The organism is Leucobacter allii, from assembly GCF_022919155.1.
In the GTDB taxonomy this organism is placed as follows: Bacteria; Actinomycetota; Actinomycetes; order Actinomycetales; family Microbacteriaceae; genus Leucobacter; species Leucobacter allii.
Map to the genome: position 1 here is coordinate 1672421 of NZ_CP095045.1, position 12181 is coordinate 1684601.

Below are 12181 nucleotides of genomic sequence, written 5' to 3' on the forward strand. Positions count from 1 at the left end.
TCCCCTGTGGAGAACGCCCCGCGCGTCTCCGCGCCGCGCACGGCGCGCGGGGACGGCCGGAGCGCGCCTAGGCGGCGGGCTTCGTCGCGATGCTCACGATCTTCGGCACGCGGACGACGACGTTCACGACATCGCGCTCGCCGATCGCCCGCTGCACCGCGGTCGAGGCGCGCGCCGCCGACTCGGCCTCCTCGGGCGTCACGGACGCGGGAAGCGTCAGGCGATCCCGCACCTTGCCGTCGACCTGCACCACGAGCGTCACCTCGTCTTCGACGAGCAGCGCCGGGTCCGCCGTCGGCCACTCCGCGAGGGCGACCGTCGGCTCGTGCCCGAGCTTCGCCCACATGTCCTCCGCCGCGTACGGCGCGAAGAGGGACAGGATCCGCGCGACGACCTCCGCGGACTCGCGCACCGCGGGATCCGCGATGCCGCACCCCGAGTCGATCGCCTTGCGCGTGACATTCACCTGCTCCATGAGACGCGCGACGACCACGTTGAACTTGTACGCCTCGACGAGCCCGGGGGCGTCCGCCAGCAGTCGATGGGTCGCCCGGCGGAGGCCCGTGTCGCCGGCGGCGACGTCGGTTCCGACGGCGGCGCCGCCGGACTCCACGTCATCGGCGACGCGCCAGGCGCGTGCGAGGAACTTCGCGGAGCCCTGCACCGACACGTCGGCCCAGTCGATGTCGTCCTCGGGCGGGCCCGCGAAGGCGAGGGTGACGCGCAGCGCGTCGGCGCCGTGCGCCGACAGCTCGGAGGCGAACTCGACGAGGTTGCCCTTCGACTTCGACATCTTGGCGCCGTCCTGCAGCACCATGCCCTGGTTGAGGAGCGCGGTGAAGGGCTCCTCGAAATCGAGGTAGCCGAGATCGTGCAGCACCTTGGTGATGAAGCGGGAGTACAGCAGGTGCAGGATCGCATGCTCGACGCCGCCGGCGTACTGATCGATCGGCCCCCAGCGGCGGGCGAGCTCGGGGTCGAAGGCCTGGCTGTCGTCCTGGGCGGAGAGGAAGCGCAGGTAGTACCAGGAGCTGTCCACGAAGGTGTCCATGGTGTCCGGGTCGCGCCTCCAGCGCTCCCCGGTCTCCGGGTCGACGACCGCGGCCCACTCGGTGGCGGCGCCGAGCGGCGACGAGCCCTTCGGCTTCAGGTCGAGTCCCTCGGAGGACGGCAGCTCGACGGGGAGCGACTCCTCGGCGACGGGCCGCATCTCCCCCGACTCGTGGTGCAGGATCGGGATCGGGGTGCCCCAGTAGCGCTGCCGGGAGATGAGCCAGTCGCGCAGCCGGTAGGTGGTCGCTCCACGACCGGTGCCGCGCGCTTCGAGGATCTCGATCGCACGCGCGATGGCCTCGGCCTTGGGCAGACCGTCGAGCTCGCCCGAATTGACGAGCACGCCCTCGCCGGCCGTCGCGATGCCGCTCTCCGACGGGTCGGGCAGTGGCGCGCCGTCCGCGTCGCGCACGTCGACGACCACCCGGACGGGAAGCTCGAAGCGGCGGGCGAAGTCGAGGTCGCGCTGATCGTGCGCGGGCACCGCCATGATCGCGCCGTGCCCGTAATCGGCGAGCACGTAGTCCGATGCCCAGACGGGAATGCGTTCGCCGTTGACGGGATTCACGGCGAAGTGGTCGAGGAAGACGCCGGTCTTCTCGCGGTCGGCGTTCTGCCGCTCGATCTCCGTCTGCCTCTGCGTCTCCTCCAGGTATGCCTGGAACTGCATGCGCACCTCGGGCGACGCGCCGGCCGCGAGCTCCGCGGCGAGGTCGGAGTCCGGGGCGACCACCATGAAGGTCGCGCCGTGCAGCGTGTCGGGCCGGGTGGTGAACACCGGCACCTTCGCCTCGCGGCCCTCGATCTCGAACTCGACCTCCGCACCGCGCGAGCGGCCGATCCAGTTCCGCTGCATGTTGAGCACCTTCGCCGGCCACTGGCCCTCGAGCGCGTCGAGGTCGTCGAGCAGGCGGTCCGCGTACTCGGTGATGCGGAAGTACCACTGCGTGAGCTTCTTCTTGACGACCATGGCGCCCGAGCGCTCGGAGGTGCCGTCGGCGAGCACCTGCTCGTTCGCGAGCACCGTCTGGTCCACGGGATCCCAGTTCACCCAGCTCGCCTTGCGGTAGGCGAGCCCCTTCTCGTACAGCTTGAGGAACAGCCACTGGTTCCAGCGGTAGTACTCGGGGTCGCTCGTGTGGAGCACCCGGCTCCAGTCGAAGGACGGCGCGTACACGCGGAACGAGGCCTTCTGCTGGGCGATGTTCGCGTACGTCCACTCCCGCGGATCGACGCCCCGCTTGATCGCGGCGTTCTCCGCGGGCAGGCCGAAGGAGTCCCAGCCGATCGGGTGCAGTACGTCGTAGCCGCGACCGCGCCAGTACCGGGCGAGCACGTCGCCGAAGCAGAAGGCCTCGGCGTGGCCCATGTGGAGGTCGCCCGAGGGGTAGGGGAACATGTCGAGGACGTACTTCGTCGGGCGCCCCGTCCCGGCGTCGCCGACCTCGAAGGGCTTGAGCTCCTCCCACACCGGGAGCCAGCGCTCCTGGATGCTCCGGAAGTCGTAGCCCTCGGCGTCACGCCCTTGCTGCTCGGTCACACACACCTCGATCTCGTACGGGTACCGCCCGCAGCCGCGGACGCACAGATGGATCCAGAATACCGCGTCAGCCCGGCGCGATGCTCTGGTCGCGGATGCCGGTCGCGACGAGTCGGAGCGCGGCGAGGAGCGGTGCGGCCTTGAGGTGCTTCTCGGCCGTCTCCTCGACGGGATCGGAGTCGATCGTGATCCCGCCGCCCGCTCCGACCAGTGCTCGCCCGTCCGCGGATCCCGGATCCCGGATCTCGATGCCCCGGATCGTCATGGCGAGCTCCGCGTCGCCGGCGTCGTCGAGCCAGCCGAAGCACCCGGAGTAGAGTCCGCGGGGCGCGCCCTCCCGCTCGCGCAGGATCTCGACGGCGCGACGCTTCGGCGCCCCCGTCATCGACCCTCCCGGGAAGCAGGCGGCGATCGCGTCGAGCGCATCGTTCCCCGAGGCGAGTGCGCCGATCACCGTGCTCACGAGCTGGTGCACATGCGTGTGGTGCTCGACGCGCAGGAACCCGTCGACCCGCACGCTCCCCGGGGCGCAGACGCGACTCAGATCGTTGCGCATGAGGTCGACGATCATCAGATTCTCAGCGCGCTCCTTCGGATCGGCCGCGAGCTCCTCGGCGAGAGCGGCGTCGCGCTCGGGGGTCGTCCCCCGGGGACGCGTCCCCTTGATCGGGTGCGTCTCCACCGTTCCGGCGCGCACCCCGAGGAAGCGCTCCGGGCTCGCACTGACCAGGGCGCGGTCCCCGAGCGCGATCACGCCGCCGCGGATCGCGCCGCCGGCGCCGCGGATCCGGAGATAGCTCTCGAGCGGATCGAAGCGCCCGCGCAGTTCAGCCGTGTCGGTGAGGCAGAGCACGTAGGCCTCGCCCTCGCGGATCGCGGCGCGGCAGGCATCGATGTCGGCGCGGTAGCGCGAATCGCTGCGGCGCCAGCGCGGCCGACCCGCATCCGCGGCGGGGTCGGCGGAGGGCGGGAGCGGCACGGCAGGCGCCGCCCGCGGCGGGATCGCCCGGCCCGCGACGCGCAGCCGCTCCGCGAAGCGCTCCGACCAGAGACGGACGGCGGCCGGATCGCCGCGGAGCTCGGCCTGGCCGGAGTCGTGGTCCACGGCGAGGACGACATCCGCGCGCAGCGCGCTCGCGACCGGCGGCTCGCCGTGCGTCGCGGGATCCCGATCCGCGGGCCTCGCGCCCGCCATGCCGAGATCGGGCGGCCCGTCGCCCGGCGGCTCCACGCCGAGCAGCCCGAGGCCGAACTCGTAGCCGAGCGCCAGGATCCAGCCCGAGGCGAAGCCGCGCGTCTCCGCCGTGCCGAGCGATGCGCCCGCCGCGCGCGACGCCGCTCCCCCGCTGAGCTCCGGAGTCCCGGCCGACCCGGCGGGGGTCCGCCCCGCGATCAGGGCCTCGCCGCGGAGCGCCTCCTCCGCGATCGGGGCTTCGCCGCGGAGCGCCTCGAGGAAGGCGCGCTCCCCGCCCGCGTGCGCATGGCGCAGCTCCGCGCCGATCCCGAGCAGGCTCACGCGCGCTTCGCCCGCCGGCGCGGCCGCGCCGTCGAGCCAGAACCAGGGTTCGCCCGAATCGGCGAGCACCCGCGCCGCGCCGCGCGCGTCGACGGGGAACGGCAGCGGCTCGGCCCGCCGCGTCCCGCTCTGCATCATCCCCTTAGCGTAGCGGCGATGCTACGCTCGCCGCATGAGCGCGCAGGAGCCGACGTCCCCCGCAGAGCCTCACCCGCCGATCCTGGTCGCCGACTCCTTCTTCGTCCGCATGCGCGACGGCGCAGCGCACGTGCGCGGTTGGGAGCTGCATCGTGAGCGGTTCGCCGCGGCCGTGCTGGGGGTCCGCCCCGAAGCCGGGGAGGCGCTGGACCGCTTCCTCGACGACGCACGGCGCGCCCTCGCGGAGGCGGGAGCCGGGTTCCCCCGTCTCGAACTCCGCGCCGGCCCGCCGGATGCGCCGCCCGATCTGCGCGTCGCACTGCGTCCCGCGCCGCAGCTCGGCGCGACGATCGAGCTGCGCAGCTCGGACGAGCCGATCGCGCCGCACGCGGACCGCAAGGGCCCGAACATCCCGCGCTACGCGGAGCTCCGACGTCGCCTCGGCGCCGAACCGCTCATTCTCGACGAGCGCGGCTCGATCGTCGAGGGCGGCACGACCGCGCTCCTGTGGTGGGAGGGGGCGGAGGGACGCGTGGTCGGGAATCGGCGACGCGTGGCCTCGGTGACCGAACGTCTGCTGCGCGACGCGGCCGCCCAGGCGGGGACGCCGCTCGTCGACGCCGAGATCGACGCCGCCAGTGTGACGCGCCGCGAGGTCTGGGCGCTCAACGCCCTCCACGGCATCCGGACCGTCTCATCCATCGACGGCGTCGCGGCTCCGACACCCGATCCCGGACGGCTCGCGGTTTTCCGCGCGGCGCTCGAGGACCGCTGGGCCCCGATCCTGGGCTGATGCCGGGCTGATCCGAGGCCGATGCCGAGTTGATCCGGAGCTGAGGTGGAGCCGATCCGCCGGATCGAACGGCGTGCCTCGCCCATCTGATAAAGTGATATCACTTTCATATCACCGATCCGTGAGGAGCCCACTGATGAGCCCCGATCCGCACACCCCGGCCGTCCCGGCCGCCCCCGACGCCGTCGCCTCCGAACCGGTCGGTCACGACGGCATTCGCGTCGACATCGTCGAGCGCCCCGCCTGGCACAAGGGCAGCGCGGCCGGCATCACGGCGTTCCTGCTCAGCGTGCTCGCGATCCCCGGCGGCCTCGCGCTGCTCATCCGCGGCGGCGTGCTCCTCGACAACGGCCTCTCCTCCGGGGGGATCCTCCTCACCCTCGGCATCGTGCTCGTCATCGCCGCGGTGCTGGTCTTCACGATGTTCACCATCGTCGCCCCGGGGCAGACCTCCGTGCGCCAGTTCTTCGGTCGCTACGTCGGCACCGTGCGCCGCGACGGGATCAGCTTCGTCGCCCCGTTCACCACGGGCCGGAAGGTCTCCGTGCGCGTGCACAACTTCGAGACCCACGAGCTGAAGGTCAACGATTCCGATGGCAATCCGGTGCACATCGCCGCGATCGTCGTCTGGCAGGTCGCCGACACCGCGAAGGCGGTGTTCGCCGTGGAGTCGTACACCGAGTTCATCGAGACCCAGGCCGAGGCCGCGCTCCGTCACGTCGCGACGACGCACCCCTACGATGAGCCGGGCCCCGGCGAGCAGTCCCTGCGCGGCAGCACCGATCTCGTCTCCGCCGAGCTCGCGGAGGAGGTCGCGGCGCGCGTCGCCATCGCCGGACTCGAGGTGCTCGAGGTGCGCATCTCCTCCCTCGCGTACGCGCCGGAGATCGCGCAGGCGATGCTGCAGCGGCAGCAGGCGAGCGCCGTCATCGCCGCGCGCGAGAAGATCGTCGAGGGCGCCGTGACCATGGTCGAGCAGGCCCTGGGCCGCCTCGAGGACGACGGAGTCGTGGTGCTCGATGACGAGCGTCGCGCGCAGATGGTCTCGAACCTGCTGCTCGTGCTCACGAGTGACCAGCGCGCGACCCCCGTCATCAACGCCGGGTCGCTCTACAGCTGATCATGTCCGAGCAGGGGTTCGGCGGCGCGGAGGCGCCCGAGGAGCCGCGCTCCTCGGGCGGTCGCGCCGCGCGCAAGCAGGTGCTGCTGCGCTTGGATCCCGCGGTGCACGCGGCGGTCGCGCGCTGGGCGGCCGACGATCTCCGCTCCGTGAACGCGCAGATCGAGGTGCTGCTGCGCCGTGCCCTCGCCGAGGCGGGCCGGGAGGTGCGAGCGGCTCCGATGCGCGGCCGCGGCCGTCCCCCCGCCGCGGACCCGGGTGCGGATGCGGATGCGGATGCCCCGCGCTCGCAGGCTCCGGATCCTGGTGCCCCGTGCCTCGGGGATCCGGGTCCGGGCGCCCCGCGCTCCGAGGATCCGGGTCCGGATGCCCCGCACTCGCAGGATCCGGGTCACTCCGGCACGGTCTCGGAGGACCGCACCCTCCCTGAGTGACCCGGATCGCGGATGCGGTTGCAGAGGGAGCGCCCACGCGAGCCGCGCTCGCGGACCGAGTTCGCGGACCGCGCTCGCGAGCCGCGAATTCGGGTCGCTCCGACAGGGTCCTGGAGGATCGGACCCTGCTGGAGCGACCCGGATCGGGGAACACTCGTCTCTGTGCCGCGGCTCGAAAGGGTCGGGGGGGGGCGAAGGGTCGAGGCGCAAAGGGGGCGATGCGGCATCCGGGTGCGCACGCGGCCCTTTCACCGCCCGGGATCCGGGTCGCTCCGACAGGGTCCCGAGGGTTCGGACCCTGCTGGAGGGACCCGAATCGCGGGGTGCGGAGCGCGGGGTGCGGAGCGCGGGGTGCGGAGCGCGGATCACGGGGCGCGAGGCGCGGATCGCCGGGTGCGGAGCGCGGGGTGCGGGGCGCACCGCATCGGAGCGCTCAGCGTCAGAGCGCGAGACGCTCGGCGCGGATGCCCGCGGGGAGTTCCGTGTGGGTGATGAGGATCACGGCGCGATCCTCGGGCACGGCGTTCAGGAGATCGCGCAGCAGCCCATCGGCGAGCTCGCGGTCGACGCCGGCGGTCGGCTCGTCGAGCACCACGATCGGGAAGTCCGCGAGGATCGCCCGGGCGAGCGCGATGCGCTGCGCCTGACCGCCCGACACGAGCGCACCCTCCTCGCCCACCGGCGCGTCGAGTCCGCCGCGGGTGAGCGCCCACTCCCTCAAGCCGACGCGCTCGAGCACGGCGAGGAGCTCGGCGTCGCTCGCCGACTCGCGTGCGAAGCGGAGATTCTGCCGCAGATCGGCGTCGAAGAGTTGCGACGTCTGCTCGCAGAGCCCGACGGTCGCCCGCAGTCGCGCGATCGGCAGCGAGCGCGCTTCGACGCCGCCCACGCGGTAGCTGCCGCGGTACTCGAGGAAGCGCACGAGCGCCAGGGCGAGGGTGCTCTTCCCCGCCCCGCTGTCCCCCGTCACGACGAGGGTTCCGCCGACCGGCACGCGGAAGGACAGGCCGGAGACCGCGTCCTGCGCGGAGCCGGGATGGCGCAGCGCGAGCGCGTCGACCTCGATCGCCGGCAGAGACGGGTCGAGCGCCAGCGGCGCTCCCCCGCCATCGCGCGCACCGGCACCGTTCGCACCGCCGGTTCCGGTGGCGTCTTCGGTCTCGGAGGCTGCCCTCGCACCTGAGACCGTGGCGGTGGCCTGATCGGCACCACCGGCACGAGCGGAAGCGTCCGCACGGGCGGAAGCGCCCGCACGGGCGGAAGCGTCCGCACGGGCGGAAGCGCCCGCACGAGCGGAAGCGTCCGCACGGGCGGACGCGCCCGCACGGGCAGGCGCGTCCGCACGGACAGAAGCGCCCGCACGAGCAGAAGCCCCCGAGCGGGCGGAGGCACCCGCACTCGCCTCCGCATGCGGCGTCTCGACGGGGATCTCGGGCGGCAGCGGGGTCTCCGTGAGCGCGGCGATCCGCTCGGCGCTCGCCGCGACGGCACGGCGGGCGACCAGCGCGGCCGGCACCTGCGCGAAGATCTCGAACACCGCGGCGGGCACGACGACGAGCGCGGCGAAGAGCGGACCCGAGAGCCCGCCGCCGAGCGCCGGTGCGAGCAGCAGCAGCGTGAGCAGCGACGCCGCGCCGGCGCCGGCCGACAGGATCGCCGCCGTCAGCCCGGCGGAGCGGGCCCGCCGCATTTGCACCGCCGACAGCCGCGCCTCCGCCGCCCGGATCCGCTCGCGCTGCGCGGGGAGCGCGTCGAAGGCCGCGAGCGCCTCCGCGGAGGCGAGCCGTTCGAGAAGGGCGTCCAGCAGCGCGGCGCGCGCCTCCCCGAGCGCCCGGTCGGAGGCGGCGGCATGGCGCCGGGCCAGCAGGACCGCCGCGGCCCCGGCGACGAGCAGCGCGCCGACGAGGATCAGTGCCGCCGCCGGTGCGAGCAGCGCGATGACGACGAGGCTCAGCAAGCATACCGAGCCGCTGACGATGAGCGGCTGTCGGACGCGCAGCGGCTCGTCCTGAAGCTGGTCGACGTCGTCCACGAAGGCCGCCAGGACGTCGCCGCGCCGATGCGATTCGATCGCTCCGGGCACGCGGGGCACGAGCGCGTCGAAGGTGCGCGCCCGGAGCTCGGCGAGGTGCGCGAGCGCCGCGTCGTGGCTCGAGAGCCGCTCCGCGTAGCGGAACGCCGCACGGCCGATGGCGAGGGCGCGCACCCCGACGATCGCGAAGGTGAGATGGAGGATCGGCGGCTGCTCCCCGGCGCGCACGATGAGCCACATGCTCAGTCCGAGCAGGCCGATGACGCACGCGTCCGCGCAGATGCCGAGAATCGTCCCCGGAGCGCGGCGCGCCCGGGACGGCAGTGCGCGGGCCAGGACGGCGCGCCTGGCGGCGGCTCCCCCCGGGCTCGCGGCGTTCGCCTCGCCCGCGGCGGCCGCGGCACCGGCGGAACCCGCGGTCACCGCGAATCCCGCGGCGCCCCCCGGGCTCGCGGCGCTCATCGCTCGGCTCCGGAGGCGGACCGCTCCGCGTCGGCCGCGGCGATCCGCACGACACGGTCGGCCGCCTCGAGCAGCCCGCGGCGATGGCTCACGACGAGCACGGCGCGTCCGCCATCCGCCTCCCGGCGGAGCGTCGCCGCGAGCACCGCCTCGTGGCCCGGGTCGAGGGCGGAGCTCGGCTCGTCGAGGAGCAGCGCGGCCCCGGGGCGCTGCGCGGCCCGGTAGAGGGCGCGGGCGATCGCGACGCGCTGGGCCTGACCGCCCGACAGGCCCGCGCCGAGAGCGCCGAGCACCGTCTCCGGCGAGATCTCGGGGATTCCGGCCGCCGCGAGGGACGCGCGCACGAGTGCCGGATCCGGCTCCCCCGGTCCGAGGGCGACGTTCTCGGCCACCGTGCCCTGCAGCAGACCCGGTCGTTGCCCGACCCAGGCGAGCTCGCCCGGGCGCTCGAGCTCCCCGCCCGCCGGCTCGACGAAGCCGAGCAGCGCCGCCAGAATGCTCGACTTCCCCGCCCCCGAGGGTCCCGCGAGCGCGACGAGCTCCCCGGGCGCGACGACGAGATCGACCGGACCGACCACCCGGCGCCCGCCGCGGTCGATGCGCAGGCCGGTCGCGCGGATGCCCGCGCCCGGATCGGAGCCGCGGGCTGCCTCGCGAGCGGCGTCCAACGACGCGCCGCGCGCAGCTCCGCGTCCCGCGCCTCCGCGTCGCGCGCGGCGTCGGGAGTCCCCGCCCGAACGATCGCTCTCTTCATCGCCCTCGATGATCGCGAACACTCGCGACGCCGCCGCGAGTCCCTCCGCGGAGGCGTGGAAGGCGGCGCCCACCTGTCGAACGGGCACGAACGCCTCGGGAAGCAGCAACAGCACGAAGAGCCCGAGGGCGAGCGGGAACTCCCCCGTGACGAGGCGGGTGCCGACCGTGACGGCGACGAGCGCGATGGAGAACGTGCCCGCGAGATCCAGCACGAATCCCGAGAGGAAGGTCACCCGCAGCACGCGCATCGTCCGGCTGCGGTACTCGCCGGTCTCGCGGGCGATCCGGGCGGCCTGGCGGTGCTCGCGCCGAAAGATCTTCAGCGTCGCGAGGCCGGACACGGCGTCGAGGAACGAGGCGGAGAGTCGCTGCAGCTGCGCCCACTGGCGATCCTGCACGGCCTGCGTGGCGAGGCCGATGAGGATCATGAACACCGGGATGACCGGGAAGACGATGCAGACGATCACGCCGCTCAAGGGATCGGCGAGCAGGATCGCGAGGATCAGGGGCGGCGTCGCGACCGCCGTGAGGATGAGCTGCGGGAGGTAGCCTGAGAAGTAGCCGTCGAGCGCGTCGAGTCCGCGGCCGAGCACGGTCGCGAGCGCCGCGTCCCCGGTCGCCCCCGCGGCCCCAGGATCCGCGGCTCCGGCATCCGCGGCTCCGCCGAGCCGGGCGTCCCGGAGCGGCGAACGCCGGTCGAGGGCGTCGAGGGCCGCCTCCCGCAGCTGCGCCTTCACGCGCACGGCGCCCCGTACGGCGACCGCGTCCATGGACCAGGAGGCGACGGAGCGCACCGCGACCGCGAGCAGCCCGCCGAGGACGAGCCACGGCACCATCTCGACGGACGGCGCGCCATCGGCGATGCGGCCGGCACCGCCCCCCTCGCTCTCGAGGACGGGCAGCACGAGGGCGGCGATCGCATGCGCGAGGCACCAGCACCAGACGAGGATGGCGGCGGTGCGCAGCAGGCCGAATCCTGCGCCGGCGAGCAGCACGCCGCGCGCGGCGCGCGCGTGGCGCAGCAGCCTCGGATCGAAAGGTTTCACGACGGTCCCGATGGGTTACGTTGACGGAGGGCTCCGGTCCGCACGGAGCACCGTGGCCGGGGCGGCGCGACCGCCTCAGGCAGTCTAGGGCATCTCCCAGCTTCACATCTGATGAAAAGCTGGGCCGCGGGCCCCCGACCGGCCCCCTCCGCCCGCCGCAGGGGGCGGAGGGGGCGGAGCGGGCTGCGGACGGCGCGGCTCACCGGATGGCGGCCGCTCAGTGGGCGGCGGCCGCTCAGTGGGCGGCGGCCGCTCAGTGGGCGGCGGCGGGAATCGACTCGCGGGTGAGCCGCTTCCGGAAGACCCAGTAGGTCCACGCCTGGTAGGCGAGCACGAGCGGCATCGTGCCGGCCGCCACCCAGGTCATGAGCTCCAGCGTCTTCTGCGAGCTCGCCGCACCCGCGATCGTCATCGACGCCGCCGCATCGGAGGAGGAGTACATGAGGTACGGGAAGAGCGCCGAGAAGACGGTCAGCAGCGCCGCGGCGATCCCGATCGCATTGCCCGTGAACGCCCAGCCCTCGCGGCCGGCGAGGTTCGCCGCCCATGCCGCGACGAGCGCGAGCGCGGCGACGGCGGCGCAGGCGGCGATGAGGCCGAAGCGCTCGTTCTCCCGGTGCTGCACGAGCGTCCAGGCGAGGAAGCCGGCCCCGACGACGATCCCGCCGATCCCGACTCGGGTCGCGAGCGCGCGGGCCCGCGCTCGCATCTCCCCCGCCGTCTTCAACGAGATGAAGACGAGCCCGTGCGCGAAGGAGACGAGCAGGAGGGTGAGCCCCCCGAGCAGGGCGTAGGGATTCAGGAGCGTGAGGAGCGTGCCCTCGTAGATCCATCCGCCGTTCTCGAGCCGGGCGATCGGGAGCCCCTGCACGAGGTTCGCGAAGGCCACGCCCCAGAGGAACGGCGGAAGCACCGAGCCCCAGAAGATGAACTGGTCGAACCACCGCGTCCACCGGCGGCCCTTCCCCTGGTGCCGGTACTCGAAGGAGACTCCGCGCAGGATCAGCGCGACGAGGATGAGCAGCAGCGCGAGGTAGAAGCCGGAGAACATCGTCGCGTACCACTCGGGGAAGGCGGCGAAGAGCGCGGCCCCCGCGACGATGAGCCAGGTCTCGTTGAGGTCCCAGACGGGACCGATCGTGTTGATGACGAGGCGGCGGTCGGTGTCGTCCCTGCCGAGGAAGGGCAGCGACATGCCGACGCCGAAATCGAAGCCGTCGAGCACGAAGTACCCGATGAGGAAGACCCCGACGATGATGAACCAGACGGTGGTGAGTTCCATGTCCGCGCC

At 73.6% G+C, this 12181-nt stretch carries 8 protein-coding genes; 3 read left to right on the forward strand and 5 right to left on the reverse strand.

Features of this window, described 5'->3' with window-relative positions; translation table 11 throughout:
• Positions 1-67: 67 nt before the first annotated feature.
• Positions 68-2593, reverse strand: a complete 2526-nt coding sequence (gene leuS, locus MUN78_RS07860) for a leucine--tRNA ligase (protein WP_244693900.1) — start codon at positions 2591-2593, stop codon at positions 68-70.
• 67 nt (positions 2594-2660) lie between these two features.
• Positions 2661-4247 (reverse strand): anthranilate synthase component I family protein, encoded by a 1587-nt coding sequence (locus MUN78_RS07865; RefSeq protein WP_244729834.1) that lies wholly within the window; start codon positions 4245-4247, stop codon positions 2661-2663.
• Positions 4248-4281: 34 nt separating this feature from the next.
• Between MUN78_RS07865 and MUN78_RS07870 the strand changes: the two genes are divergently transcribed.
• The 3 genes from MUN78_RS07870 (at position 4282) to MUN78_RS16690 (ending at position 6594) form a co-directional block, all read left to right on the forward strand.
• Positions 4282-5040: an aminotransferase class IV gene (locus tag MUN78_RS07870; protein WP_244729836.1), complete on the forward strand. Its 759-nt coding sequence runs from the start codon at positions 4282-4284 to the stop codon at positions 5038-5040.
• Between the two features lie 136 nt (positions 5041-5176).
• A complete protein-coding gene (locus tag MUN78_RS07875) occupies positions 5177-6160 on the forward strand; it encodes an SPFH domain-containing protein (RefSeq protein ID WP_244729838.1) in 984 nt (327 codons plus the stop codon).
• Between the two features lie 2 nt (positions 6161-6162).
• Positions 6163-6594, forward strand: a complete 432-nt coding sequence (locus MUN78_RS16690) for a type II toxin-antitoxin system antitoxin (protein ID WP_255821013.1) — start codon at positions 6163-6165, stop codon at positions 6592-6594.
• 439 nt (positions 6595-7033) lie between these two features.
• On the opposite strand, the gene MUN78_RS07885 is transcribed toward MUN78_RS16690, so the two are convergent.
• The 3 genes from MUN78_RS07885 to cydB all read right to left on the reverse strand — a co-directional run bounded on the left by MUN78_RS07885 (position 7034) and on the right by cydB (position 12172).
• Positions 7034-9088, reverse strand: a complete 2055-nt coding sequence (locus tag MUN78_RS07885; protein WP_244729839.1) for an amino acid ABC transporter ATP-binding/permease protein — start codon at positions 9086-9088, stop codon at positions 7034-7036.
• Positions 9085-10890, reverse strand: a complete 1806-nt coding sequence (gene cydD, locus MUN78_RS07890) for a thiol reductant ABC exporter subunit CydD (RefSeq protein ID WP_244729842.1) — start codon at positions 10888-10890, stop codon at positions 9085-9087. The genes MUN78_RS07885 and cydD overlap by 4 nt, the downstream gene beginning before the upstream one ends.
• A gap of 253 nt (positions 10891-11143) precedes the next feature.
• A complete protein-coding gene (cydB, locus tag MUN78_RS07895; RefSeq protein WP_244729844.1) occupies positions 11144-12172 on the reverse strand; it encodes a cytochrome d ubiquinol oxidase subunit II in 1029 nt (342 codons plus the stop codon).
• Positions 12173-12181: the final 9 nt, after the last annotated feature.